Origin of the sequence: Pantoea sp. paga, assembly GCF_007558755.1 — a bacterium.
In the GTDB taxonomy this organism is placed as follows: Bacteria; Pseudomonadota; Gammaproteobacteria; order Enterobacterales; family Enterobacteriaceae; genus Pantoea; species Pantoea agglomerans.
Genome location: NZ_VLTF01000017.1, coordinates 1 through 25,773 on the forward strand (window position 1 = coordinate 1; position 25,773 = coordinate 25,773).

Genomic DNA, 25,773 nt, shown 5'->3' on the forward strand with positions numbered 1-25,773 from the left:
CAGAGTCAACCTCTATTTCAGAAGTTTTTCTCCGGCGGCGCAGTCTCCTGTGCCTTTCAACCCGCTTCCCGTTGCCGGTGTTCCGTGTTGATGGATGCGCATTATAGGGAGTTGTCTGAGAGGCGCAACCCATAAATTGCATAAAAAAGAGCGTTCGCTGCATTCCACAGCAAAAGCGGCTGTTATACGCAGTTACACACAATGTTATCCACATTAGTCGGGCCAGATAAATTTAGGCGAGCATCACGCAAACGTTTTCGCTACAATGCCGGGCGAAGTTCCGGACACCCCTTTTCGGGGCGTTACCTGAGGTTTTTGATTTTTTCTTCCTATATAGAGAAGAGAAAACCGCTGTAAAGCCTGATGTAACGCTCTTATATACGCGAAACAAAGCCAAGGGATAAACCACCATGCAACAAACTCGTCCTGTACGCCGCGCATTGCTCAGTGTCTCTGACAAAGCCGGTATCCTCGAATTTGCTCAGGCGCTCTCAAGTCGCGGTGTCGAACTGCTCTCCACAGGCGGAACAGCTCGCCTGCTGGCGGATGCGGGTCTGGCTGTCACAGAAGTCTCTGACTACACCGGTTTCCCGGAAATGATGGATGGACGCGTCAAAACCCTGCATCCCAAAGTGCATGGCGGCATTTTAGGTCGTCGCGGCCAGGATGATGCCATTATGGCGCAGCACGACATCAGCCCAATCGACATGGTGGTCGTTAACCTCTATCCCTTTGCACAGACCGTCGCCCGTGAAGGATGTTCACTGGAAGATGCAGTGGAAAATATCGACATCGGTGGCCCGACCATGGTGCGCTCTGCTGCCAAGAACCATAAAGATGTGGCAATCGTGGTCAGCAGCGGCGACTACGATGCGATCATTGCCGAAATGGATGCCCATGAAAATGGTCTGAAGCTTGAGACCCGTTTCGATCTGGCGATCAAAGCGTTTGAACACACTGCCGCGTATGACAGCATGATCGCTAACTACTTTGGCAGCCTGGTGCCCGCCTATCACGGTGATCGTAATCAGCCCGCCGGCCGTTTCCCGCGTACCCTGAATCTGAACTTCATTAAGAAGCAGGATATGCGCTACGGTGAAAACAGCCATCAGGATGCTGCCTTCTATATAGAAGAGAACATCACTGAAGCTTCAGTGGCGACTGCCCGGCAGGTTCAGGGCAAAGCGCTCTCCTATAACAACATTGCTGACACGGATGCTGCACTGGAGTGCGTCAAAGAGTTCAGTGAACCCGCCTGCGTCATCGTCAAACATGCGAACCCTTGTGGCGTAGCGACCGGTGACTCGCTGCTGGCAGCCTATGATCGCGCTTACCAGACCGATCCGACCTCCGCATTTGGCGGCATCATCGCCTTTAACCGCGAGCTGGATGAAGCAACTGCGCAGGCCATTATCAGCCGCCAGTTTGTTGAGGTGATTATCGCGCCAGCGGTTTCCGAGGCTGCGCTGAAAATTACCGCCGCGAAGCAGAATGTCCGTGTCCTGATCTGCGGCCAATGGCAAAACCGTACTGCCGCACTGGATTTCAAACGTGTCAACGGGGGTCTGCTGGTACAGGATCGCGATCTCGGCATGGTCGATGCCAGCCAGCTGCGCGTAGTCAGTAAACGTCAGCCAACGGAACAGGAACTGCGTGATGCGCTGTTCTGCTGGAAAGTGGCGAAGTTCGTTAAGTCTAACGCCATTGTGTATGCACGCGACAACATGACCATTGGTATCGGTGCCGGACAGATGAGCCGTGTCTATTCCGCTAAGATTGCCGGCATTAAAGCAGCCGATGAAGGTCTGGAAGTAAAAGGATCAGCCATGGCGTCGGATGCCTTCTTCCCGTTCCGTGATGGTATTGATGCGGCAGCCGCGTCAGGCGTGAGCTGCGTCATCCAGCCTGGCGGCTCTATCCGCGATGAAGAGGTGATTGCGGCGGCTGATGAGCACGGCATTGCCATGATCTTCACCGACATGCGTCACTTCCGCCATTAATCGTTCTGGAGAGAAACAGATGAAAATTTTAGTAATCGGTAATGGCGGACGTGAACATGCTCTGGCCTGGAAAGCAGTCCAGTCGCCGCTGGCGGAAACCGTGTTTGTGGCGCCGGGTAACGCAGGTACCGCATTAGAGCCTGCGCTGCAGAATGTCGCGATTAGTGCGACTGATGTTCCTGCCCTGCTTGAGTTTGCCCGGCGTGAAAAGATTGATCTGACGATTGTCGGCCCCGAAGCGCCGCTGGTAATTGGCATCGTGGATGCCTTCCGTGAGGCCGGGCTGGCTATCTTTGGTCCGACTCAGGCCGCTGCGCAGCTGGAAGGCTCTAAGGCTTTCACTAAAGATTTCCTGGCGCGTCATCAGATCCCGAGTGCGGAATACCAGAACTTCACCGAGGTTGAGCCCGCTCTCGCGTATCTGCGTGAGAAAGGCGCCCCTATCGTCATCAAAGCCGACGGCCTGGCCGCAGGTAAAGGCGTAATTGTGGCGATGACGCTGCAGGAAGCTGAGGATGCGGTTCAGGATATGCTGGCCGGTAACGCCTTTGGCGATGCCGGACACCGCATTGTGATTGAAGAGTTTCTGGATGGCGAAGAAGCCAGCTTCATCGTGATGGTGGACGGCGAGCATGTGCTGCCTATGGCCACCAGCCAGGATCACAAACGCGTGGGCGATGGCGATACCGGTCCGAACACCGGCGGAATGGGTGCCTACTCTCCGGCTCCGGTTGTCACCGATGAGATCCACCAGCGCGTTATGGATCAGGTTATCTGGCCGACCGTGCGCGGCATGGCGGCTGAAGGCAATGTCTATACCGGTTTTCTCTATGCCGGTCTGATGATCGATCACACCGGGCAGCCGAAAGTGATCGAATTCAACTGCCGCTTCGGCGATCCAGAGACTCAGCCGATCATGCTGCGTCTGCAGTCGGATCTGGTCGATCTTTGCCTGGCCGCCTGTGACGGTAAGCTGGATCAGAAAACGTCACAATGGGATCCCCGCCCTGCGCTGGGTGTGGTCCTGGCGGCGGGCGGTTATCCGGGTGACTACACTCAGGGCGATCAGATTCACGGTCTGCCACTGGAAGAAGTTGCTGATGGCAAGGTATTCCACGCCGGAACACGGCTGGAAGAGGATCGGGTGCTGACAAACGGTGGCCGCGTGTTGTGCGTAACCGCGCTGGGCGACGATGTGGCCGCGGCACAAAAGCGGGCTTATGAGCTGACACAGCCAATCTCATGGCAGGGCAGCTTCTGTCGCCGCGATATCGGCTACCGCGCCATTAATCGCAAATAAGTTCAGGGGGCACCAGGTGCCCCCTTTTCAATTCACATATCTTCTTCTGTCGGCTGCTGTGAGCAGTCATCCTGCTGACTGACCCGCAATAGCTGTATCCCTTCCGGCGCTTCAAGCCATGACACCATCAGCGGTGTCGATGCGCGGCGTTGCTGCTGTGTCAGCATCTGCAGAGCGTCGGCGTCAAAAGCCGGTCTGACCTGCTGGCCTTCGCAACTCTCCAGCACATTGTTTCCCAGCCAGTGTCCCTGTCTGAGGAACACCTGACCGCTTAATAGCGCATCGCTGAGGTTACGCATCCGCTCGGCATCAAACTTATAGAGCTCAACCGCATCCGGACTGACCGCTTCACGCCGGCCTGAAAGCTGGCGCTGCATAAAGTTAAGACCGCCAGCCTGGTCAAAGCGCAGGGTCACATCATCAGGCTGGTTGCCCTTCACCTGACGCTGGATGCTGATCAACGACTCTTCCAGCCAGACATAATCCGTCACTTCACCCTCACCGCCACTGAACGGCGTATAGAAGGTGCGGATATGGACCGACTGGTGGTCGCTGTTTTTACGCCAGATACGAACAACACCACGATCGGCAAGATAGCCACTGGCAGAAAAGGGGGGAATATCCGGAGTAGAGCTGCAACCGAAAAGAAACAGGGAGAGAAACAGAACAGATAAACGCTGAAACAGCGGGGTCATGATGGCTGGCCTCTTAAACAAAAGGGGCGAAACGCCCCCTGTTTTAAAGCTTAACCGCAGTGCGACGTCTTACTTAACGGCGTCTTTCAGCGCTTTACCAGACACGAATGCCGGTACATTTGCTGCAGCGATTTTGATCTCTTTGCCAGTCTGCGGGTTACGACCGGTACGCTCAGCGCGGTGGTTCACTTTAAAAGTACCAAAACCAACCAGTTGTACAGCATCACCATCTTTCAGAGACTCAGTGATCGCAGCCAGAGTAGATTCCAGCGCTGCCTTTGCCTGGGTTTTAGACAGGTCAGCTTTTTCTGCGATCACATCAATCAGTTGAGTCTTGTTCATAAGTTATCCTTAAAGTGTATTTATCGCTTGCTAAGCAACGAGTGCGAGGGAAAAGCCATATTCTGGCACTCTTCTGCCTGCACGCACCGATAGCCACAATTTTCAGCCCCCCAAATGTAGACCAGACAGGGGGCCAATGTGAAGCCTCCAGGCGCGCTAATTCGGGCCTGAAGTCACGTTTTATCGCCTTACTGCTGGAAATTTATACCGATGTTGCTAATTCCAGCTTCACGCAGGTCAGATCGCAGACCTTTAATCAATTCAAGGTCGCGCTCTTCACACTCCGCCAGCAGGCGGAAAATCTCCCACTGAAGGTCCCACTCATCGATGATAGCCGGGTTTTCACGCAGCTCTTCGTCGGTCATTTCGCGTCCAGCCTGGGTCATTTCCAGCATGGCGATAGTGGTAATTGAGGTCTCGCTGACTTCAATTGCATGCTCAAGAGTTTCACCGCTCAGCTGCGCATGTACGACTTCGCTTAATGCCACACAGGCATCGATAGCCGGATAAACGCCGTAAACCTCAAACGCATCACCATCCGGAATGGCGGCTTCGAGCTTTTCCAGCTGGCTGTCGAAGTTAATCTTCGCATCTTTGACCGTCAGGTTTTCCCAGATCAGATCAAGAATACGGCGATAGAGTGCCGGATCGGCAAATTCAGTCTGCTCGCAGAACGCACGATAGTTGGGATACATGCGCTCGCACAGGCAGGCCATAAAAGTAAGGTGCTGCCAGCTTTCCAGCTTCGCCAGACGCAGATGAACGGGATTTTGTAACATAAAGGTGGCTCTTATTCGTTTCGCTGGCCGCAGTGTAACTGCAAAACCGCAGCACAAACAGTGTTAAAGCGCGTTTTGCCAGCGCTGGAAAGCGGTTCGGTTCGAGGCAACCGCGTCGGCCCAGCGGGTCGGTTCCGGCAGGCGGTAACCACGCGTACAGTTTTCGACCCACTGCAACGCGGTATCCAGGCTGACACGATGACCGGTGGCGACAAACAGCGGATTACAACGGAGCTTGCTGCGCCATACCCAGCCTATCTGCTCACCTTTGTCGATCAGTGGCTGGCGACTGCCAGGCTGCGCATCCAGATCGGCAAAACGGCCACACAGGCGACTTTTCGCGACACCAATGGTGGGCACATCGACCAGCAGACCAAAATGTGACGCGACGCCAAGTCGTCGTGGATGCGAAATACCGTGTCCATCCACAAACAGCAGGTCCGGCTTTTGCTCCAGCATCTGCCAGGCGGCCATCAGCGCTGGATATTCACGGAATGAGAGAAAGCCCGGAATATAAGGCATGGTGGTCTCAACGCGTGCGATGCGATGCTCCACCAGCTTTAAGGAGGGATACTCCAGTATCACCATCGCCGCCCGGGTGATAGTGCCTTCCTGCTCAAATCCAACGTCCGCCCCGCCGATAAAGCGGGGTGGCAGCACATCAAAGTCATCTTCACGCACCACATCAGCGGCGCGTTGTAACTGCTCAGCGCGAAGTGCGGCAATATCCATGATTACTCCTGATGCCAGGGACGTGATAAACGGTGTACCGCCTCAACAAAGACGCCCGCATTTTCCGGTGGCACATCCAGATGAATACCATGACCCAGATTAAAGACATGCCCGGTGCCCGAGCCAAAGCGCTCCAGGATCCCAGCCACTTCCTGTTCGATACGCTCAGGTGCCGCATAGAGCATAGAAGGATCCATGTTGCCCTGCAGTGCGACTTTGTCGCCCACGCGACGGCGTGCGTCATCAATATCGGTGGTCCAGTCGAGCCCCAGCGCGTCACAACCGGTGGCGGCCATCGCTTCCAGCCACTGTCCGCCGCCTTTAGTGAAGAGCGTCACCGGCACGCGGCGATCGTCGTTTTCACGCAGCAGGCCATCGACAATTTTGTGCATGTAATGGAGTGAGAATTCGCGGTAATCACGACCGGTCAGCACGCCGCCCCAGGTATCAAAGACCATAACGGACTGCGCACCGGCGCGGATCTGAGCATTGAGATAGAGGATGACGCTGTCGGCCAGCTTATCCAGCATCGCGTGGAGCGTAGCGGGATCGGCATACATCATCTTCTTAATTTTGGTAAACGCCTTGCTGCTCCCGCCTTCCACCATATAGGTGGCCAGCGTCCACGGACTGCCAGAGAAGCCAATCAGCGGCAGATCGCCGTTCAGGTTCTTACGGATGGTGCGGACAGCATTCATCACATAGCCCAGCTCCATTTCCGGATCGGGCACCGGTAAACGCTCAACGTCAGCGCGACAGGTCACAGGATTTGAGAAACGCGGGCCTTCGCCGGTTTCAAAGTAGAGACCCAGTCCCATCGCATCCGGAATGGTCAGGATGTCACTGAAGAGGATGGCGGCATCCAGCGGATAACGGCGCAGCGGCTGCAGGGTGACTTCACAGGCCAGCTCGGCGTTTTTACACAGCGACATAAAGTCACCCGCCTGGGCGCGTGTCGCTTTGTACTCCGGCAAATAGCGCCCGGCTTGTCGCATCATCCAGACCGGCGTGACATCAACCGGCTGACGTAACAGGGCACGCAAATAACGATCGTTCTTCAGTTCACTCATCTCAACACTCTCTCAATAACAGGCGTGTAGTGTAGCACTTTCACACTTCGGCGCGGCACAGGGCGACGGTATCTTCAATCAGGCGGCGCGCCACGGTGCCTGGCGGTGGCAGCAACGGCAGCTCATCAAAACGGAACCAGGCCGCATCCAGCAGCTCTTTACCGTCGTGCTGCAGATCGCCGCTGTCATACTCCGCCATAAAGGCTGTCATCAGCGATTGCGGGAAGGGCCACGGCTGGGAGGTAACGTAACGGACGTTTTTGACGCGGATATTGCTCTCTTCCATCACTTCGCGGGCAACGGCCTGCTCCAGCGTCTCGCCAACTTCCACAAAACCCGCCAGCACGGTGTAGACCTTGTTGCGATGGCGGGCATGATTCGCCAGCAGGATTTCATCACCGCGACGGATAGCCACAATGATGCAGGGTGCTATCTGCGGATAATAACGCTCGCGACAATGGCTGCAGAGACAGGCAAATTCATGTTTGCTTTGGTGCATTTCATGGCCGCAATAGCCGCACCAGCGATGAGAACGGTAGAATTCTGCCAGTTGCACACCGCGCCCCACCAGCTGAAACAGCGCCACATCCTGATCGATCAGCTGTCGTACTGAGAACATATCGGCAGAACGCGGCTCACAAATCAGCCAGACTTTTTCGCCCTGCCACTCACCGATGGTCCGGGCTTTACTGCCGGTCAAACCAAATTTTTCGGCGTTTCCGTGGGGTAAATCACCTTGTGGCAACCAAAGTTTCTGTTCATGGCTGACAATCCACCATCCAGCGTCTACGCTTGAGATTTCGCATTGCATTTATTTCGTCATCCTTAGCGTCAACTCGCACGCTGAAGTCCTGATGTTAAGTGTGTAGATAAACAACTATAACTCACATGGAGTTAGATATGCTTAACCAGTTAGACGTCCTGGCTGAACGCGTAGGTGGCAGTAATGAACTGGTCGATTCGTGGCTTGAAGCCCGTCGTCAGCTACTGGTGACCTATTATCACCTGGTCGGACTTAAACCAAACAAAGAGGCGCTGACGCGTCTTGATGAGCAGGCTCTGGACAACTTCTGTCACGGTCTGGTCGATTATCTTTCTGCGGGTCACTTCAGTATCTATGAACGCGTGATCAGTGAAATGAGTGGCGACAGCCCGATGATTGCCGCCGCACAGATCTATCCACCGCTGGAAGCCAATACTGAGCGTCTGATGCAGCTGTATGACGGCCACCTGCAGCAGGCGATCGACGACGAGAACTGCATGACCTTCCAGCAGGCACTCTCCGAAGTGGGTGAAGTGCTGGAAGCACGCTTTACGCTGGAAGATAAGCTGATTCAGCTGGCATGGGACAACCAGCTTGTCCCCCCGCCGGTAGCCAATGACAGCCATATCGCGCGTCCGGCTTAATCATCATCTCCGGCAAAGGGGTTGAGATTATCCCGTAGCCCTTTTATGCTGAACAGGTTCTGAGGAGAGTGCTCCAAAGAACCTTTTTTATTTTTGCTTTGAAATATAAGGTTTTTACGCCTGGCACTGTTATCAGACACCAGCGTAAAAACAGCTTCTTGTCGGAGTGCCCAGTTGGGCTGAGACCGTTAATTCGGGATCCGCGGAACCTGATCAGGTTAGAACCTGCGAAGGGAACAAGAGTAAATATTCTCTGTATGCCAGCATGATTACGCTGTCTATACGGTTACTCCTTCCGAACTCCGGACAAGCATCGTTCCCCCTTAACAGGAAGATTGCTATGTCTGACCAAAAAATAACCCGTCGTGAACAGCGTGCCCAGGCGCAGGAATTTATCGATTCCCTGCAAAGCGGCAGTGCATTTCCCCAGTCCCGCCGCATCTGGATTACCGGCAGCCGCGAGGATATCCGCGTTCCCATGCGTGAAATCGTGCTAAGCCCGACCCACATCGGCGGCAGCAAAGAACAGCCTCTCTATGAGCAGAACGAAGCGGTACCGGTCTATGACACGGCGGGTGCCTATGGCGATCCCGCAGCACAGATCGATGTTCATCGTGGCCTGGAAAAGCTGCGCGCCCGCTGGATTGCTGAACGCGACGACAGCGAATTTCTCGAACAGAACAGCTCGGGTTATACCCAGCAGCGGCTGGCTGACGAGGGACTGGATCATCTGCGCTTCGATCAACTCCCGACACCGCGCCGTGCCCGCGCAGGCTGCTGCGTTACGCAATTGCACTATGCCCGTCAGGGGATCATCACCCCGGAGATGGAATTTATCGCACTGCGGGAAAACATGGGCCGTGAGCGAATCCGCAGTGAGGTATTGCTGCAACAGCATCCCGGCCACAGTTTTGGCGCGCATCTGCCAGCCAGTATCACGCCCGAGTTTGTGCGTCAGGAGGTCGCTGCCGGGCGCGCCATCATCCCTGCCAATATCAATCACCCTGAATCGGAGCCGATGATCATTGGCCGCAACTTTCTGGTTAAGGTCAACGCCAACATCGGTAACTCGGCGGTGACCTCTTCTATTGAGGAAGAGGTGGAAAAACTGGTCTGGTCGACTCGCTGGGGTGCCGATACGGTGATGGATCTCTCTACCGGTCGTTATATTCATGAAACGCGCGAATGGATTTTGCGAAACAGCCCGGTGCCAATCGGTACAGTGCCGATTTATCAGGCACTGGAAAAAGTGAATGGCGTGGCCGAGGCGCTGAACTGGGAAATATTCCGCGATACGCTGCTTGAGCAGGCGGAACAGGGTGTCGATTACTTCACTATCCACGCTGGCGTGCTGCTGCGTTATGTCCCGATGACGGCGAAACGTCTGACCGGGATTGTATCGCGGGGTGGATCTATCATGGCGAAATGGTGCCTGTCGCATCATCAGGAGAGCTTCCTGTATCAGCACTTCCGGGAGATTTGTGAAATCTGCGCCGCTTATGATGTCTCCCTGTCGCTGGGCGATGGCCTTCGTCCGGGTTCCATTCAGGATGCCAACGATGAGGCGCAGTTTGCCGAACTGCGTACTCTGGGCGAACTGACCCGTATTGCCTGGGAATATGACGTTCAGGTAATGATTGAAGGCCCGGGGCACGTCCCGATGCATATGATCCGCCGCAACATGACCGAACAGCTCGACCTGTGCGATGAAGCCCCCTTCTACACTCTTGGCCCGCTGACCACCGACATCGCGCCCGGCTATGACCATTTCACCTCAGGTATCGGTGCCGCCATGATTGGCTGGTTTGGTTGCGCCATGTTGTGTTACGTCACGCCCAAAGAGCATCTCGGGCTGCCGAACAAAGAGGATGTGAAGCAGGGATTGATCACCTACAAAATCGCGGCGCATGCCGCCGATCTCGCGAAAGGCCATCCGGGTGCGCAGATCCGTGATAACGCTATGTCCAAAGCGCGCTTTGAGTTCCGCTGGGAAGATCAGTTTAATCTGGCGCTGGATCCCCATACGGCACGGGCAATGCATGACGAAACCCTGCCGCAGGAGTCGGGCAAGGTGGCCCATTTCTGCTCGATGTGCGGCCCTAAGTTCTGCTCGATGAAAATTTCCCAGGAGGTGCGCGAGTTCGCGGCACGTCAGGATACACGCGCCGAGCCCGTTGAAGTGGGCATGGCGCAGATGTCAGACCGTTTTCGTCGGCGCGGCGGTGAGCTTTATCATCCCGCCGACGCCACTAAGGAGGAGTAACGATGCCCGCATTTCCCGCTACCGCCCCACGCCTGGGGCTTTATCCGGTGGTTGATAGCCCCGACTGGATTGAGCGCCTGCTGAAGATGGGCGTTCGTACGCTGCAGCTGCGCATCAAAGATCAGCCCGATGAGGTCGCCGAGCCTGCCATCGCTCAGGCGATTGCACTGGGTAAACGCTATGACGCGCGCCTGTTTATCAATGACTACTGGCAACTGGCGATAAAGCATCAGGCTTATGGCGTGCATCTGGGTCAGGAGGATCTCGATGTCGCCGATCTTGCCCGGATTCATCAGGCAGGATTGCGTCTGGGGCTCTCCACCCATGACGATACTGAACTGGACCGCGCACTGGCAATCCAGCCCTCTTACATCGCGCTTGGACATATTTTCCCGACGCAGACCAAAGAGATGCCTTCCGCGCCGCAGGGCATTGAGCAGCTGAAGCGGCATCTGACGCGCCTGACGCATATCCCCACCGTGGCAATTGGCGGTATTTCGATTGAACGCGCACCTGACGTGCTGGCAACCGGCGTGGGCAGTATTGCGGTGGTGAGTGCGATTACCCAGGCAGATGACTGGCGTGAAGCAACACGAACCCTGCTGGCGCTGGCAGAGCCTCACCAATAAGGATTTGTGGAAGCTGTCCCGCATAGTGGCTGCAAAACCAGTAACGCCAGCGTTTCTGCCGGGAAAGCGACGCGCAAAAGCGTAAGTTGCCGCTGGCGTGCTCTGATCCAAAACCTTAACGTGGCCTCCGTCAGGTTAAGGTTATCTGACCAGGGCCGGTTCCCTCCTCTTGCCGGCCCTGCTTCTTCTTTTCGCTATGCGAGAGTTGAAGCTGAAATCTGCGTCTCATGCTGGCACGAGAGCATGGCGCGTTCGACGGCTGCCCCCACCAGCGCCAGCGCCTGTTCAGTCTGCTCGTTGATCGGCAGCCCGTAGTTTAAGCGCAGACAGTTACGGTATTTACCCGAGGCCGAAAAGAGTGAGCCTACGGCTATCTGAATTTTTGACTCGCGCAATTCGCGATTGAGCCGGACCGCATCAAACGCTTCGGGGAGTTCTATCCACATCAGAAAACCGCCCTGAGGACGGGAAACGCAGATGCCGCAGGGAAAGTAGTGGCGCACCCAGCAGCTAAAGGTTTCATAGTTACGATGGTAGATTTGCCGCATCCGGCGCAGATGGGGCTGATAATGGCCCTGGCGGATAAATTCGGAGACCGCATGCTGAGGCTGTGTGGCGGTGGAACCTGTGACGATATATTTCATGTGCAGTACACGGTCGCGGTAGCGGCCGGGTGCAACCCAGCCGACGCGCAAACCTGGCGCCAGTGTTTTGGAAAAGGAGCTGCACAGCAGAACACGGCCATCGAGATCCAGCGCTTTAATGGTCGCTGGGCGCGGATATTCCCAGGCTAACTCACCATAAACATCATCTTCAATGACCGCCGCGTCAAACCGCTGCGCCAGTGCCAGCAATGCCCGCTTACGTGGCTCAGGCATGATAAATCCCAGCGGATTATTACAGTTCGGCACAACAACGACTGCTTTAATCGGCCATTGATCAAACGCCAGTTCCAGCGCTTCCAGGCTGATGCCGGTTACCGCATCGGTTGGGATCTCAATGGCACGAATGCCAAATCCGCGCAGGGTTTGCATGATCCCGTGAAACGAAGGCGACTCAACGGCAATGATATCGCCGGGTTCGCAGACCGCACGCACGGCTACCGATAACGCTTCATGGCAGCCGGTGGTAATAACAATATCATCGGCGGTGAGCTGGCAACCGCTATCTATCGCCAGTCGTGCAACCTGTTGCCGCAGTGCGAGAACACCATAGAGGTTGTCATAATTGAGCAGCGCGATGTCCTGCTTCTGTGCCTGTCGGCTGAAGGCTTTCCACAGCGGCTTAAGCGTCGGCTGCGTCAGATCGGGCATGCCGCTTCCCAGCTGCAACACATCATCTTCCAGACGGCTGTTAATCAGCTCCAGCACCGCATCCCACTGCGTTACCTCAACCGGCCGCTGTGCGGGACGGGTCAGCGCAGGCATCGGAGGCGTCGCCTTACGCGAAGCCACAAAATAGCCAGAGCGCGACTGCGGCGTAATCATCTGCTTCTCTTCCAGCAGATGATAAGCCTGCTGCACGGTGCTGATACTGACGCCATGTTCGGCACTCAGACTGCGTACCGAGGGCAGGCGCTCACCACTGCGATATAAACCTTGTTCGATACGCTGAGCCAGCAGCGTGGCCAGATGTTCATATCGGGTCATTGTATCTCCTCTGACTCAGTAGCTGAGCATTAACCGGTACAGTTATGCCTCTTTTTTACCATTCAGATCGCCATTACCGCAATCTGTATGTTAAATAAAGGTGATTCTTGCGTCTGTATCATACAGAGCGATCCGCTGAGAATAGTCCTCAGACCATTCACTGAGGGCACTATCATGGGATACGACGAGAATCGCGCAGCTAAACCGTTTACAGGCACGCCTTACCAGTTGGTTCGCTATCTTTGGCGCAGTTATAAACGCTGGCAGCTGAGGCGTGAGACGCGCGTCATCCTGTCGAAGCTGAGTGACAGTCAGCTGAAAGACATTGGCCTTGGCCGCAACGACTGGAATGCCTGAATCAGAGACAAAAAAAAACCCTGCCGAGGCAGGGTTTTTATCAGGCAAAGGACGATTAATCGTCTTTGTTGCCGCCGAGACCGGCGTTCAACAGTTCAGCCAGGCTGGCTGAGGCTTCATCCGCAGTAACCTGCGGTGCAACCGGAACTTCACCTGCCGCTTTGCGGCGCATACGATCCTGATGGTACGCATAACCGGTACCGGCCGGGATCAGACGACCCACGATTACGTTCTCTTTCAGGCCGCGCAGTTCATCGCGCTTACCTGCTACTGCTGCTTCGGTCAGGACACGCGTGGTTTCCTGGAACGATGCTGCAGAGATGAACGATTCGGTAGCCAGTGACGCTTTGGTAATACCCAGCAGGTCACGCATGAAGGTTGCGCCAACTTTTCCGTTCGCTTCCAGATCACGGTTAGAGATCTTGATGCGAGAGAATTCAGCCTGCTCACCTTCCAGGAAGTCTGCACTTCCTGCGCTCACGATGGTTGCTTTACGCAGCATCTGACGAACGATGACTTCGATGTGCTTATCGTTAATCTTAACGCCTTGCAGACGGTAAACTTCCTGCACTTCGTTAGTGATGTAACGGGTCACCGCATGCACGCCACGCAAGCGCAGGATGTCATGTGGAGACTCTGGGCCATCGGAAACCACGTCACCGCGCTCAACACGTTCACCTTCGAACACGTTCAGCTGACGCCATTTCGGAATCATCTCTTCGTACGGCTCACTGCCATCCAGCGGAGTGATGACCAGACGACGCTTACCTTTGGTCTCTTTACCGAAGGAGATGATGCCGCTGATCTCCGCCAGAATAGCTGGCTCTTTCGGACGACGCGCTTCGAACAGGTCAGCAACGCGTGGCAGACCACCGGTAATATCCTTGGTACCGCCAGATTCCTGCGGAACACGCGCCAGCGTGTCACCAGCACTGATCTTCACGCCATCTTCCAGCTGAACAATCGCTTTACCAGGCAGGAAGTACTGAGCCGGCATGTCGGTGCCCGGAATCAGAACGTCGTTGCCGTTGGCATCAACAATTTTCAGCGCAGGACGCAGATCTTTACCGCCCGCAGTACGTTCAGCACTGTCCAGAACCACCAGCGAAGAAAGACCGGTTAAGTCATCTGTCTGACGGGTAATGGTCTGGCCATCAACCATGTCCGTGAAGCGAATGAAACCGCCCACTTCGGTGATGACTGGCATGGTATGCGGATCCCAGTTTGCGACGGTTTCGCCCGCTGCAACCTGCTCACCATCACCTTTCGCCATGGTAGAACCATAAGGAACTTTATAGCTCTCTTTGGTACGACCAAATTCGTCGATCATTTTCAGTTCAACGTTACGCGAGGTGATTACCAGCTTGCCTGCCGAGTTCGTTACCGACTTGGCGTTGGTCAGCTTGATGGTACCTTTGTTCTTCACCTGAATGCTGGATTCAGCAGCCGCACGTGATGCCGCACCACCGATGTGGAACGTACGCATCGTCAGCTGTGTACCTGGCTCACCGATGGACTGTGCCGCGATAACACCGATCGCTTCACCTTTGTTGATGATGTGACCACGTGCCAGGTCGCGACCATAGCAATGCGCACACACACCAAAGTCGGTTTCACAACCTACTACTGAGCGGACTTTCAGGCTATCGACTGAGTTCAGTTCCAGCACGTCACACCAGTGCTCATCGAGCAGCGTGTTGCGTGGAACCAGAATGTCAGCAGTACCCGGCTTCAGAACGTCTTCAGCGGTCACACGACCCAGTACACGTTCACGCAGTGGCTCTTTAACATCGCCACCTTCGATGACAGGTGTCATCATGATGCCTTCGTGTGTACCACAGTCATCTTCGGTAACAACCAGATCCTGTGCAACGTCAACCAGACGACGCGTCAGATAACCGGAGTTCGCCGTTTTCAGTGCGGTATCCGCCAGACCTTTACGTGCACCGTGGGTTGAGATGAAGTACTGGAGTACGTTCAACCCTTCACGGAAGTTCGCCGTGATTGGTGTTTCGATGATGGAGCCATCTGGCTTCGCCATCAGACCACGCATACCGGCCAGCTGACGAATCTGTGCAGCAGAACCACGCGCACCGGAGTCAGCCATCATAAAGATGCTGTTAAAGGAAACCTGTCGCTCTTCTACGCCGTCACGGTTAATAACGGTTTCGGTTGAGAGGTTTTCCATCATCGCCTTGGCAACACGTTCGTTGGCCGCTGCCCAGATATCGATGACTTTGTTGTAACGTTCGCCGGCGGTTACCAGACCAGACTGGAACTGCTCCTGGATCTCAGCCACTTCTGCTTCCGCTTCGGTGATGATTTCCACTTTCTTCTCTGGAATAACCATGTCGTCGATGCCGACAGACGCGCCTGAACGGGCTGCGTAAGCGAAACCGGTGTACATGGTCTGGTCAGCAAAGATAACGGTCGGCTTCAGGCCCAGAATGCGGTAACAGGTGTTCAGCATTTTGGAGATAGCTTTTTTGCCCAGCGCCTGGTTAACGATGGAGAAAGGCAGACCTTTTGGCACGATCATCCACAGGATGGCACGGCCAACCGTGGTGTCGATGATGCTGGTTTTAGCAACCCACTCATCCTGCTCATTTTTCTCGTGTTCGGTGATACGCACCTTAACGCGAGCATGCAGCGATGCGAGGCCAGCGCGATAAATACGCTCAGCTTCTTTCGGGCCAGTCAGCACCATGCCTTCGCCTTTGGCGTTAACACAGTCACGGGTCATGTAATACAGACCCAGTACAACGTCCTGAGAAGGAACGATGATTGGCTCGCCGTTCGCAGGTGACAGGATATTGTTGGTCGACATCATCAGCGCACGCGCTTCCAGCTGGGCTTCCAGCGTCAGCGGTACGTGAACAGCCATCTGGTCACCATCGAAGTCGGCGTTATATGCCGCACAAACCAGCGGGTGCAGCTGGATCGCTTTACCTTCGATCAGAACCGGTTCAAAGGCCTGAATACCCAGACGGTGCAGCGTAGGCGCACGGTTCAGCAGAACCGGGTGCTCACGGATCACTTCGTCGAGGATATCCCAGACAACCGCTTCTTCGCGCTCAACCATTTTCTTCGCGGCTTTGATGGTGGTGGCCAGGCCACGCAGTTCCAGTTTGCCGTAAATGAACGGTTTGAACAGTTCGAGTGCCATTTTCTTCGGCAGACCGCACTGATGCAGGCGCAGGTATGGACCTACGGTGATAACCGAACGACCAGAATAGTCGACACGTTTACCCAGCAGGTTCTGACGGAAACGACCCTGCTTACCTTTGATCATGTCAGCCAGTGATTTCAGCGGACGCTTGTTGGAACCGGTGATCGCACGACCGCGACGACCGTTGTCCAGCAGTGCATCGACCGCTTCCTGCAACATACGCTTTTCGTTGCGCACGATGATATCTGGCGCAGCCAGATCCAGCAGGCGTTTCAGGCGGTTGTTACGGTTGATCACGCGACGATAGAGATCGTTCAGATCCGACGTTGCGAAACGGCCACCATCCAGCGGTACCAGCGGACGCAGATCCGGTGGCAGAACAGGCAGCACGGTCAGGATCATCCACTCTGGCTTGTTGCCAGACTGTACGAACGCTTCCAGCAGCTTGATGCGCTTGGTCAGTTTTTTACGTTTGGTTTCGGAGTTAGTTTCGTTCAGCTCTTCACGCAGCTGCTCGCACTCCTGCTCCAGATCCATGTTTTTCAACAGGGCCTGGATCGCTTCGGCGCCCATTTTGGCGTCAAACTCGTCACCGAACTCTTCCAGAGCGTCAAGGTACTGCTCTTCAGTCAGAATCTGACGCTTCTCGAGGTTGGTCATGCCACCTTCGATTACCACGTAAGATTCAAAGTAGAGCACGCGCTCAATGTCACGCAGTGGCATATCCAGCAGTAAGCCGATACGCGATGGCAGTGACTTCAGGAACCAGATGTGCGCAGTCGGGGACGCCAGTTCGATGTGGCCCATACGCTCACGGCGTACTTTAGTCTGGGTCACTTCAACGCCGCACTTCTCACAAATCACACCACGGTGTTTCAGGCGCTTGTATTTGCCGCACAGGCACTCATAGTCTTTTACCGGCCCGAAGATACGGGCACAGAACAGACCATCGCGCTCTGGCTTAAAAGTACGGTAGTTAATGGTTTCTGGCTTTTTCACTTCACCAAAAGACCAGGAACGGATCATGTCTGGCGAAGCCAGCGCAATTTTGATCGCATCAAACTCTTCGGTCTTAGTTTGCGCTTTCAGAAACTTAAGTAAGTCTTTCACGGATTAGCTCCCGTCGGAGTGAGACTCAGAGGGCGTCCAACCGAAATTGAACGCCCCGTAACCAGTACAATTGCGAGCGCTTTAAACCCTGCGCTTTCAGGCGGCGGCGAACCGCAGCCTGAAAAGGGGTTACTCGTCTTCCAGCTCGATGTTGATACCCAGCGAGCGAATCTCTTTCAACAGTACGTTGAAGGATTCCGGCATGCCCGGTTCCATCTGATGGTTACCGTCAACGATGTTTTTATACATCTTGGTACGGCCGTTGACGTCATCAGACTTAACGGTAAGCATTTCCTGCAGGGTATACGCGGCACCGTATGCTTCCAGTGCCCATACTTCCATCTCACCAAAGCGCTGACCACCGAACTGCGCCTTACCACCCAGCGGCTGCTGAGTAACCAGGCTGTAGGAACCGGTTGAACGTGCATGCATCTTGTCATCAACCAGGTGGTTGAGTTTCAGCATGTACATGTAGCCAACGGTTACCTGACGTTCGAACTGCTCACCGGTACGGCCGTCAAACAGGGTAATCTGACCGGAAGAAGGCAAGCCGCCGAGCTGCAGCAGCTCTTTGATTTCGCTCTCTTTCGCGCCATCAAACACCGGAGTGGCGATTGGCATACCTTTCTTCAGGTTCTCAGCCAGACGCAATACTTCGTCGTCGGAGAAGGTGTTCAGGTCAACTTTCTGACGCAGATCGCTACCCAGGTCATAGGCGCGCTGGATGAATTCGCGCAGTTTCGCGACGTCTTCCTGCTTTTTGAGCATGGCGTTGATCTTCTCGCCGATGCCTTTCGCTGCCATACCCAGGTGGGTTTCCAGAATCTGACCGATGTTCATACGCGATGGTACGCCCAGCGGGTTCAGAACGATGTCAACCGGCGTGCCGTTTTCATCGTAAGGCATATCTTCGATCGGGTTGATCTTGGAGATAACACCTTTGTTACCGTGACGGCCTGCCATTTTGTCACCCGGCTGAATCTGACGTTTAACAGCCAGATAAACCTTAACGATTTTCAGCACGCCTGGTGCCAGATCATCGCCCTGGGTGATTTTACGACGCTTACCTTCGAGTTTTTTCTCAAACTCGTGCTTCAGTTCGTCGTACTGCTCTGCCAGCTGCTCCAGCTGGTTTTGCTTGGCTTCGTCAGTCAGACCCAGTTCCAGCCAGCGCTCGCGCGGCAGCTTGTCCAGTTTGTCTGCTTCAACGCCACCAGAAATCAATACGTTCTGAATACGGCTGAACAGGCCCGCTTCCAGAATCTGCAGTTCTTCAGACAGGTCTTTCTTGGCCTGCTTCAGCTGCATCTCTTCGATTTCCAGCGCACGTTTGTCTTTTTCCACGCCATCGCGGGTAAAGACCTGAACGTCGATCACGGTGCCTGACACGCCATTCGGTACGCGCAGTGACGAATCTTTCACGTCAGAGGCTTTTTCACCGAAGATAGCGCGCAGCAGTTTCTCTTCTGGCGTCAGCTGGGTTTCACCTTTCGGCGTAACCTTACCAACCAGAATGTCGCCACCGGTCACTTCAGCACCGATGTAGACGATGCCTGACTCATCCAGTTTAGAGAGTGCAGCTTCACCCACGTTCGGGATATCAGCGGTAATCTCTTCCGGCCCCAGTTTGGTGTCACGCGACACGCAAGCCAGTTCCTGAATGTGGATAGTCGTAAAGCGATCTTCCTGTACCACACGCTCGGAGACCAGGATGGAGTCTTCGAAGTTGTAACCGTTCCACGGCATGAACGCTACGCGCATGTTCTGGCCCAGCGCCAGTTCACCCAGATCGGTGGACGGGCCATCTGCCAGCACGTCGCCGCGCTCAACCGGCTCACCCAGAGAAACACATGGCATCTGGTTGATGCAGGTGTTCTGGTTAGAACGGGTATATTTGGTCAGGTTATAAATGTCGATACCGGCTTCGCCAGCATGCATTTCGTCTTCGTTAACTTTGATAACGATACGTGATGCGTCGACGTACTGTACGGTACCGCCACGTTTGGCAACGGCAGTTACACCGGAGTCAACGGCAACAGCACGTTCCATACCCGTACCAACCAGCGGCTTATCAGCACGCAGAGTTGGAACGGCCTGACGTTGCATGTTCGCACCCATAAGGGCGCGGTTAGCATCATCGTGTTCCAGGAACGGGATCAGTGACGCACCGACAGAAACGATCTGTTGAGTCGAAACGTCCATGTAGTCAACCTGATCGCGGCTGAAAAGGCTCGATTCGCCTTTGCTACGGCAGGTGACCAGGTCATCAACAAACGCACCGTTATCATCAAGAGGGGCGTTCGCCTGAGCGATAACGTAGTTACCCTCTTCGATAGCAGAGAGGTAGTGAATCTCGTCAGAAACCAGACCGTCGATAACACGGCGGTAAGGCGTCTCAAGGAAACCGTACTCGTTAGTCTGTGCATACACAGACAAGGAGTTAATCAGACCGATGTTCGGGCCTTCAGGGGTTTCGATTGGGCAGACACGACCGTAGTGCGTTGGGTGTACGTCACGCACTTCGAAGCCGGCACGCTCACGTGTCAAACCACCCGGGCCGAGAGCAGAGATACGACGTTTGTGCGTAATCTCTGACAGCGGGTTGTTCTGATCCATAAACTGAGAAAGCTGGCTGGAACCAAAGAACTCTTTCACCGCGGCCGAAATCGGCTTCGCGTTGATCATGTCCTGTGGCATCAGGGTATCAAGGTCGCCCAGTGACAGACGCTCTTTAACCGCACGCTCAACACGTACCAGACCGACACGGAACTGGTTCTCAGCCATTTCACCAACTGAACGAATACGACGGTTACCGAGGTGGTCGATATCGTCCACTTCGCCTTTACCGTTACGGATGTCGATCAGCTTCTTCATCACTTCGATGATGTCATCTTTGCTCAGGATGCCTGAACCTTCGATTTCATCACGCAGCAATGAACGGTTGAACTTCATACGACCCACAGCAGAAAGATCGTAACGATCTTCAGAGAAGAACAGGTTCTCAAACAGGTTCTCTGCTGCTTCGCGTGTTGGCGGCTCACCAGGACGCATCATGCGGTAGATCTCAACCAGTGCGCTCAGACGATCGCTGGTTGGGTCGACACGCAGGGTCTCGGACATATATGGACCGTGGTCCAGATCGTTGGTGAACAGCGTTTCGATGCGCTTGTGACCGGACTGGCTCAGCTTGGCCAGCAGATCCAGTGACAGTTCCATGTTCGCTGCAATGATCAGCTCACCGGTGCTCTCATCGATGTAGTCTTTAGCGACCACTTTGCCCGCGATATATTCAACCGGAACTTCGATGTGCTGAATGCCATCTTTTTCCAGCTGACGGATATGGCGCGCAGTAATACGGCGTGCTTTTTCGACGTAGACGGTGCCGTTCGCTTCGATATCGAAGGTCGCAGTTTCACCGCGCAGGCGCTCAGGCACCAGCTCCATCTGCAGCTTGTTGTCGCGAATCTCAAACACCACTTTCTCGAAGAAGATATCGAGGATCTGAGGTGTAGTGAACTGCAACGCACGCAGGATGATAGTGGCCGGCAGCTTACGACGACGGTCAATACGGACAAACAGGTTATCTTTCGGGTCAAACTCAAAGTCGAGCCATGAACCGCGGTAAGGGATGATACGTGCGTTGTAGAGCACTTTACCCGATGAGTGGGTTTTACCCTTATCGCTATCAAAGAACACGCCAGGACTACGGTGCAGCTGAGAAACGATAACGCGCTCGGTACCATTGATAACAAAGGTACCATTGTCGGTCATGAGCGGAATTTCGCCCATGTAGACTTCTTGTTCTTTAATGTCTTTTACGGTGCCTTCTGGCGCTTCGCGCTCATAGACCACCAGACGCAGTTTCACGCGCAGCGGTGCCGAATAGGTCACGCCACGGATCTGACACTCTTTCACGTCAAAGACAGGTTCACCCAGGCGATAGCTGACATACTGCAACTCAGAGTTGCCGCTGTAGCTCGCAATAGGGAATACAGAGCGGAATGCAGCTTCCAGTCCGTACTGACCTTCTGGATCTTGCTCGATAAACTTCTGGAACGAGTCGAGCTGGATGGAAAGGAGATAAGGTATGTCCAGTACTTGCGGACGTTTACCAAAATCCTTACGAATACGTTTTTTCTCGGTATAGGAGTAAACCATAGGGTTCCTCAGCTAGCTGACAAGTCGACCCACGCTGTCCGTCCTGACAGGACAGTTCATGCAACACGATTTTGTTTGATTCACTGGCTGCGCAGCAGCAGTGCAATACCTCTTTCTATCACGCTTAAATCATTTCATCGCTGTTGCGAGGGCAGGGAACCCGCACAGGTAGAGCGGTATATTAAGTCGTCGATAGAGAAAGATATTGAAGAGTAACAATGGACAAACAGTGTGAAACCCCATTGAGACCCTGTAGCGCAAAAAGGCTGGTGACCAAAAAGTCACCAGCCATCAGCCTGAAACTACTCAGACTGCAACCCGAAGGCTGTCTTACTTAACTTCAACTTCAGCGCCAGCTTCTTTCAGAGCAGCTTCAAGTGCAGCTGCGTCATCTTTGCTGATCGCTTCTTTGATTACGCCAGTTGCTTCAACCAGATCTTTGGCTTCTTTCAGGCCCAGACCAGTTGCAGTACGTACGGCTTTGATTACTGCAACCTTGTTCGGGCCAACAGCTTTCAGGACTACGTCGAATTCAGTTTTTTCTTCAACAGCTTCAGCCGGGCCCGCAGCAACAGCTACAGCAGCAGCAGCAGAAACGCCGAATTTTTCTTCCATAGCAGAAACCAGCTCAACTACTTCCATTACGGACATCGCTGCAACAGCTTCCAGAATTTGGTCTTTAGTAATAGACATGACAATTGTTCCTAAGAATCAGAAAAAGTTTATACGTAAGCAAGTACGAAGAAAAGAATATGGCCTTAAGCCGCTTCTTTTGCATCGCGTACAGCAGCCAGAGTGCGGACCAGTTTGCCGGCAGCGGCTTCTTTCATGGTCGACATCAGACGTGCCAGTGCTTCTTCGTAGGTCGGCAGCGTTGCCAGACGGTCAATATTGGCCGCCGTGATCAGCTCACCTTCAAAGGCTGCAGCTTTGACCTCAAATTTTGCATTCGCTTTCGCGAAATCTTTGAACAGACGAGCAGCAGCGCCCGGGTGTTCCATAGAATATGCAATCAGGGTCGGACCAACAAACGTGTCTTTCAGGCACTCAAACTGAGTTCCTTCAACGACGCGGCGCAGCAGGGTGTTACGAACAACACGCATGTAAACGCCAGCTTCACGGCCTGCTTTACGCAGTTCGGTCATTTTATCAACGGTAACGCCACGGGAATCCGCAACAACCGCCGAAAGCGCACCTTTGGCTACTTCGCTGACTTCAGCAACAATCGCTTGTTTGTCTTGAAGATTTAATGCCATTAGCTTTTGCTCCTGGATTTGACCGGGAAAGGATTTCCCCGGAACTCACTTCACTTACTCACCCCGAAGGGAAATAAGCGCTCGAACACGGTGAGCAGAATCCAGCTAAGAAAAAATTCTTTTGGTTCTGTCACCGTCTACGCAGGGTATTAAGCGGAATATCCGGAGATAAACAGCTCCTGCGGTCTTGGACGGAGGCCAGGATAAGGCCTGGCTCCAACCTAAATTCTGTGCGACGCAGCAGAGTCAGAGGGAAAGGCGATAAACGCAACAATCAGTTCTGGCTCTCTGGTGTCCTGTTCCGTTAATAACAGAACAACGGGCGTAAGATTCTAGGTGAATTTTTCGCCCGTTTCAAGCAGCAATTAGTTTGCTGTTGCGTTCAGACCAGCCTGGTCAACGGCAACGCCGGCGCCCATGGTGGTTGAAAGGCTAACTTTCTTGATGTACACGCCTTTCGCCTGAGATGGTTTTGCTTTTTTCAGCGCAACCAGCAGAGATTCCAGGTTTTCTTTCAGTTTGTCAGCGTCAAAGTCCACTTTACCGATGGTAGTGTGGATGATGCCGTTTTTGTCGTTACGATAACGAACCTGACCCGCTTTAGCGTTCTTAACCGCTTCAGCAACGTTAGGCGTTACAGTACCGACTTTCGGGTTTGGCATCAGGCCACGTGGACCCAGAATCTGGCCCAGCTGGCCAACAACGCGCATTGCATCCGGAGAAGCAATCACAACGTCAAAATTCATTTCGCCTTTCTTGATCTGATCAGCCAGGTCTTCCATGCCTACCAGCTCAGCGCCTGCTGCTTTAGCAGCTTCAGCGTTGGCGCCCTGGGCGAAGACAGCAACACGTACTGAACGACCAGTACCGTGTGGCAGAACGGTCGCGCCGCGAACGTTCTGATCAGATTTACGTGCGTCAATGCCGAGGTTGACAGCAACGTCAACGCTTTCAACGAACTTGGCAGTAGCCAGTTCTTTCAGCAGAGCAACAGCTTCAGCAATATCATACTGCTTGGTCGCGTCAACTTTGTCGCGAATTACGGTCATGCGCTTGGTCAGCTTAGCCATTTCTTAGTCCTCTACTACCAGGCCCATGGAACGAGCAGTACCTTCGATTGAGCGAGTCATCGCTTCAACGTCAGAACCAGTCATGTCCGCAGCTTTGGTTTCTGCGATTTCACGTACCTGAGCACGAGTCACTTTACCGACTTTATCTTTGTTCGGCTTACCAGAACCAGACTTGATGCCCGCTGCTTTTTTCAGCAGTACGGCAGCCGGAGGCGTTTTGGTAATGAAGGTAAAAGAACGGTCGCTGTATACGGTGATAACAACTGGAGTCGGCAGACCTTTTTCCAGAGATTCGGTCTTAGCGTTGAACGCTTTACAGAATTCCATGATGTTAACACCCTGCTGACCCAGAGCTGGACCAACCGGTGGACTTGGGTTCGCCATACCAGCTGCAACCTGCAGCTTGACGTAGGCTTGGACTTTCTTAGCCATGATATTTCCTCAATTGGGTTATAGCGCCTGTAAAGGCTCCCCGTGATAACGATTTACACGCTGTTGCCAGCGCATAAAAACAAAAGGCGCGAAATTGTAGTTAAATTTCGCGCCTGCTGCAACAGCTAATTTGTGAGCGGAAAGAGGTTAACCTTTCTCCACCTGACCGAAGTCGAGCTCAACCGGCGTCGCACGTCCAAAGATGGAAACGGATACCGTCAGGCGGCTCTTCTCGTAATCCACATCTTCAACCACACCGTTAAAGTCAGCAAAAGGACCGTCATTAACGCGAACCATTTCACCTGGCTCAAACAGCGTTTTCGGACGAGGCTTATCGCCGACCTGCTGCAGACGGTTCATGATCGCATCAACTTCTTTATCGCTGATAGGTGCCGGACGGTCAGATGTACCGCCGATGAAACCCATCACGCGTGGGACGCTGCGTACCAGATGCCAGCTGGCGTCATTCATCACCATCTGAACCAGTACGTATCCCGGGAAAAACTTGCGCTCGCTCTTACGACGCTGGCCACCACGAATTTCAACGACTTCTTCAGTCGGAACCATGACGTCGCCAAACAGCTCTTCCATGTTGTGCAATTTGATATGCTCGCGCAGCGATTGTGCTACGCGGCCTTCAAAACCGGAAAACGCCTGTACGACGTACCAGCGTTTCTTTGGAGCTTCAGACATCTCAGAACCTCAGGCCAGTGATAAACGATACCAGACGGACCAGAATACCATCCAGCCCCCACAAAATCAGTGACATCACGGCAGTAACCGCGGCAACGATTAACGTGGTGTGCAGCGTTTCCTGGCGGGTTGGCCAGATAACCTTACGCATTTCTGTTCTTGCTTCACGAGCAAAAGCCACGGTCGCTTTGCCTTTGGTCGTTAAAAGCGCAATGCCGCCAGCCGCTGCAATCAGTACAACTACGGCTAAAGCACGCAGTGGCAGTGACACATCACGATAGAGGTAGTTACCTACAATCGCTGCAAGCAGCAGTAACACGACTACTACCCACTTTACCGCTTCCAGGCCACGCCCGCTCCCTTGAGCTTCGGTATTCGCACTCATAAACCAACCTGCCACAATAATTCAGAAACTATTCTGCCCCGCAGTGCGAGGCGTCCAAACCGAATGAGCTTTTGGGGCGTAACTCGGTATCCAACGCCGCATAACAGAGCCTGTCTCAGCAATGATTATGATTCAAAAAATCACTGATGAGCCAGGTTCTATGAAACAGCGTGCAAAAAGGGCATCAAATGATGCCCTTTCCGTGTGCATTGCGTCAAACGTTATCGGTAATTATGCGATAACTTTAGCAACAACACCCGCGCCAACGGTACGGCCA

The 25,773-nt window shown here is 54.0% G+C and carries 21 protein-coding genes and 1 riboswitch; of the genes, 6 read left to right on the forward strand and 15 right to left on the reverse strand.

The genetic code is table 11. From position 1 onward, the window contains the following. The first annotated feature begins 410 nt into the window (after nt 1–410). Together purH and purD are read left to right on the forward strand one after the other, a co-directional pair. Complete coding sequence (purH, locus tag FOV68_RS23440; protein WP_069025629.1) at nt 411–2,000, forward strand: bifunctional phosphoribosylaminoimidazolecarboxamide formyltransferase/IMP cyclohydrolase; 1,590 nt, start codon at nt 411–413, stop codon at nt 1,998–2,000. A 19-nt stretch (nt 2,001–2,019) separates the two neighbouring features. Continuing rightward, the gene (gene purD / locus FOV68_RS23445; protein WP_083070738.1) at nt 2,020–3,300 is read left to right on the forward strand and encodes a phosphoribosylamine--glycine ligase; all 1,281 of its coding nucleotides are present in this window, start codon (nt 2,020–2,022) and stop codon (nt 3,298–3,300) included. A gap of 32 nt (nt 3,301–3,332) precedes the next feature. Here the strand turns inward: purD and FOV68_RS23450 are convergent, their stop codons facing one another. The 6 genes from FOV68_RS23450 to nudC all read right to left on the reverse strand — a co-directional run bounded on the left by FOV68_RS23450 (nt 3,333) and on the right by nudC (nt 7,729). Continuing rightward, nucleotides 3,333–3,995, reverse strand: coding sequence for a DUF1481 domain-containing protein (locus tag FOV68_RS23450; RefSeq protein ID WP_039387146.1), 663 nt, complete (start codon nt 3,993–3,995; stop codon nt 3,333–3,335). A gap of 69 nt (nt 3,996–4,064) precedes the next feature. Then, nucleotides 4,065–4,337 (reverse strand): nucleoid-associated protein HU-alpha, encoded by a 273-nt coding sequence (gene hupA, locus FOV68_RS23455; protein WP_003850136.1) that lies wholly within the window; start codon nt 4,335–4,337, stop codon nt 4,065–4,067. Between the two features lie 188 nt (nt 4,338–4,525). Then, entirely contained in the window at nt 4,526–5,116 is a 591-nt protein-coding gene (locus FOV68_RS23460) for a YjaG family protein (protein WP_010261070.1), read from the reverse strand. A gap of 63 nt (nt 5,117–5,179) precedes the next feature. Next, nucleotides 5,180–5,848 carry a deoxyribonuclease V gene (nfi, locus tag FOV68_RS23465; RefSeq protein ID WP_010261068.1) on the reverse strand — a complete coding sequence of 223 codons (669 nt, stop codon included), beginning with the start codon at nt 5,846–5,848 and terminating at the stop codon, nt 5,180–5,182. A 2-nt stretch (nt 5,849–5,850) separates the two neighbouring features. Continuing rightward, nucleotides 5,851–6,918, reverse strand: a complete 1,068-nt coding sequence (gene hemE / locus FOV68_RS23470) for a uroporphyrinogen decarboxylase (protein ID WP_143991695.1) — start codon at nt 6,916–6,918, stop codon at nt 5,851–5,853. 40 nt (nt 6,919–6,958) lie between these two features. After that, nucleotides 6,959–7,729 (reverse strand): NAD(+) diphosphatase, encoded by a 771-nt coding sequence (gene nudC, locus FOV68_RS23475; protein ID WP_010672223.1) that lies wholly within the window; start codon nt 7,727–7,729, stop codon nt 6,959–6,961. Between the two features lie 89 nt (nt 7,730–7,818). Here nudC and FOV68_RS23480 point away from each other — a divergent pair, with 89 nt between their 5' ends. From FOV68_RS23480 to thiE, 3 genes are all read left to right on the forward strand, one after another. After that, complete coding sequence (locus FOV68_RS23480) at nt 7,819–8,325, forward strand: Rsd/AlgQ family anti-sigma factor (RefSeq protein ID WP_010261059.1); 507 nt, start codon at nt 7,819–7,821, stop codon at nt 8,323–8,325. A gap of 152 nt (nt 8,326–8,477) precedes the next feature. After that, nucleotides 8,478–8,578: riboswitch (TPP riboswitch) on the forward strand. Nucleotides 8,579–8,665: 87 nt separating this feature from the next. Then, a complete protein-coding gene (gene thiC / locus FOV68_RS23485; protein WP_143991696.1) occupies nt 8,666–10,588 on the forward strand; it encodes a phosphomethylpyrimidine synthase ThiC in 1,923 nt (640 codons plus the stop codon). Nucleotides 10,589–10,590: 2 nt separating this feature from the next. Further along, the gene (thiE, locus tag FOV68_RS23490) at nt 10,591–11,217 is read left to right on the forward strand and encodes a thiamine phosphate synthase (RefSeq protein ID WP_064704171.1); all 627 of its coding nucleotides are present in this window, start codon (nt 10,591–10,593) and stop codon (nt 11,215–11,217) included. Between the two features lie 194 nt (nt 11,218–11,411). Here the strand turns inward: thiE and FOV68_RS23495 are convergent, their stop codons facing one another. Continuing rightward, nucleotides 11,412–12,866, reverse strand: coding sequence for a PLP-dependent aminotransferase family protein (locus tag FOV68_RS23495; RefSeq protein ID WP_143991697.1), 1,455 nt, complete (start codon nt 12,864–12,866; stop codon nt 11,412–11,414). Between the two features lie 174 nt (nt 12,867–13,040). Here FOV68_RS23495 and FOV68_RS23500 point away from each other — a divergent pair, with 174 nt between their 5' ends. Then, complete coding sequence (locus FOV68_RS23500; RefSeq protein ID WP_033787304.1) at nt 13,041–13,223, forward strand: DUF1127 domain-containing protein; 183 nt, start codon at nt 13,041–13,043, stop codon at nt 13,221–13,223. Nucleotides 13,224–13,278: 55 nt separating this feature from the next. Here FOV68_RS23500 and rpoC read toward each other — a convergent pair whose 3' ends face one another. The 8 genes from rpoC to secE all read right to left on the reverse strand — a co-directional run bounded on the left by rpoC (nt 13,279) and on the right by secE (nt 25,496). After that, nucleotides 13,279–17,502: a DNA-directed RNA polymerase subunit beta' gene (rpoC, locus tag FOV68_RS23505; RefSeq protein WP_010261049.1), complete on the reverse strand. Its 4,224-nt coding sequence runs from the start codon at nt 17,500–17,502 to the stop codon at nt 13,279–13,281. A gap of 129 nt (nt 17,503–17,631) precedes the next feature. Continuing rightward, nucleotides 17,632–21,660 (reverse strand): DNA-directed RNA polymerase subunit beta, encoded by a 4,029-nt coding sequence (gene rpoB, locus FOV68_RS23510; RefSeq protein ID WP_010261046.1) that lies wholly within the window; start codon nt 21,658–21,660, stop codon nt 17,632–17,634. 330 nt (nt 21,661–21,990) lie between these two features. Continuing rightward, nucleotides 21,991–22,353: a 50S ribosomal protein L7/L12 gene (gene rplL, locus FOV68_RS23515; RefSeq protein WP_008927142.1), complete on the reverse strand. Its 363-nt coding sequence runs from the start codon at nt 22,351–22,353 to the stop codon at nt 21,991–21,993. A 65-nt stretch (nt 22,354–22,418) separates the two neighbouring features. Next, on the reverse strand, nt 22,419–22,916 hold the full coding sequence (gene rplJ, locus FOV68_RS23520; protein ID WP_003848098.1) for a 50S ribosomal protein L10: 498 nt from the start codon (nt 22,914–22,916) through the stop codon (nt 22,419–22,421). 365 nt (nt 22,917–23,281) lie between these two features. Continuing rightward, nucleotides 23,282–23,986 (reverse strand): 50S ribosomal protein L1, encoded by a 705-nt coding sequence (gene rplA / locus FOV68_RS23525; protein WP_010261038.1) that lies wholly within the window; start codon nt 23,984–23,986, stop codon nt 23,282–23,284. A 3-nt stretch (nt 23,987–23,989) separates the two neighbouring features. Further along, nucleotides 23,990–24,418, reverse strand: coding sequence for a 50S ribosomal protein L11 (gene rplK, locus FOV68_RS23530; RefSeq protein ID WP_006121495.1), 429 nt, complete (start codon nt 24,416–24,418; stop codon nt 23,990–23,992). Between the two features lie 147 nt (nt 24,419–24,565). After that, the gene (gene nusG / locus FOV68_RS23535; RefSeq protein WP_003848088.1) at nt 24,566–25,111 is read right to left on the reverse strand and encodes a transcription termination/antitermination protein NusG; all 546 of its coding nucleotides are present in this window, start codon (nt 25,109–25,111) and stop codon (nt 24,566–24,568) included. Between the two features lies 1 nt (nt 25,112). Then, nucleotides 25,113–25,496: a preprotein translocase subunit SecE gene (gene secE, locus FOV68_RS23540; RefSeq protein ID WP_008927141.1), complete on the reverse strand. Its 384-nt coding sequence runs from the start codon at nt 25,494–25,496 to the stop codon at nt 25,113–25,115. Between the last annotated feature and the right edge of the window lie 277 nt (nt 25,497–25,773).

What these genes read in the sequence shown, in the direction of transcription:
- purH (WP_069025629.1), top strand. Translation starts at nt 411, where the DNA reads ATGCAACAAACTCGTCCTGTACGCCGCGCATTGCTCAGTGTCTCTGAC.
- purD (WP_083070738.1), top strand. Translation starts at nt 2,020, where the DNA reads ATGAAAATTTTAGTAATCGGTAATGGCGGACGTGAACATGCTCTGGCC.
- FOV68_RS23450 (WP_039387146.1), bottom strand. Translation starts at nt 3,995, where the DNA reads ATGACCCCGCTGTTTCAGCGTTTATCTGTTCTGTTTCTCTCCCTGTTT.
- hupA (WP_003850136.1), bottom strand. Translation starts at nt 4,337, where the DNA reads ATGAACAAGACTCAACTGATTGATGTGATCGCAGAAAAAGCTGACCTG.
- FOV68_RS23460 (WP_010261070.1), bottom strand. Translation starts at nt 5,116, where the DNA reads ATGTTACAAAATCCCGTTCATCTGCGTCTGGCGAAGCTGGAAAGCTGG.
- nfi (WP_010261068.1), bottom strand. Translation starts at nt 5,848, where the DNA reads ATGGATATTGCCGCACTTCGCGCTGAGCAGTTACAACGCGCCGCTGAT.
- hemE (WP_143991695.1), bottom strand. Translation starts at nt 6,918, where the DNA reads ATGAGTGAACTGAAGAACGATCGTTATTTGCGTGCCCTGTTACGTCAG.
- nudC (WP_010672223.1), bottom strand. Translation starts at nt 7,729, where the DNA reads ATGCAATGCGAAATCTCAAGCGTAGACGCTGGATGGTGGATTGTCAGC.
- FOV68_RS23480 (WP_010261059.1), top strand. Translation starts at nt 7,819, where the DNA reads ATGCTTAACCAGTTAGACGTCCTGGCTGAACGCGTAGGTGGCAGTAAT.
- thiC (WP_143991696.1), top strand. Translation starts at nt 8,666, where the DNA reads ATGTCTGACCAAAAAATAACCCGTCGTGAACAGCGTGCCCAGGCGCAG.
- thiE (WP_064704171.1), top strand. Translation starts at nt 10,591, where the DNA reads ATGCCCGCATTTCCCGCTACCGCCCCACGCCTGGGGCTTTATCCGGTG.
- FOV68_RS23495 (WP_143991697.1), bottom strand. Translation starts at nt 12,866, where the DNA reads ATGACCCGATATGAACATCTGGCCACGCTGCTGGCTCAGCGTATCGAA.
- FOV68_RS23500 (WP_033787304.1), top strand. Translation starts at nt 13,041, where the DNA reads ATGGGATACGACGAGAATCGCGCAGCTAAACCGTTTACAGGCACGCCT.
- rpoB (WP_010261046.1), bottom strand. Translation starts at nt 21,660, where the DNA reads ATGGTTTACTCCTATACCGAGAAAAAACGTATTCGTAAGGATTTTGGT.
- rplL (WP_008927142.1), bottom strand. Translation starts at nt 22,353, where the DNA reads ATGTCTATTACTAAAGACCAAATTCTGGAAGCTGTTGCAGCGATGTCC.
- rplJ (WP_003848098.1), bottom strand. Translation starts at nt 22,916, where the DNA reads ATGGCATTAAATCTTCAAGACAAACAAGCGATTGTTGCTGAAGTCAGC.
- rplA (WP_010261038.1), bottom strand. Translation starts at nt 23,986, where the DNA reads ATGGCTAAGCTGACCAAGCGCATGACCGTAATTCGCGACAAAGTTGAC.
- rplK (WP_006121495.1), bottom strand. Translation starts at nt 24,418, where the DNA reads ATGGCTAAGAAAGTCCAAGCCTACGTCAAGCTGCAGGTTGCAGCTGGT.
- nusG (WP_003848088.1), bottom strand. Translation starts at nt 25,111, where the DNA reads ATGTCTGAAGCTCCAAAGAAACGCTGGTACGTCGTACAGGCGTTTTCC.
- secE (WP_008927141.1), bottom strand. Translation starts at nt 25,496, where the DNA reads ATGAGTGCGAATACCGAAGCTCAAGGGAGCGGGCGTGGCCTGGAAGCG.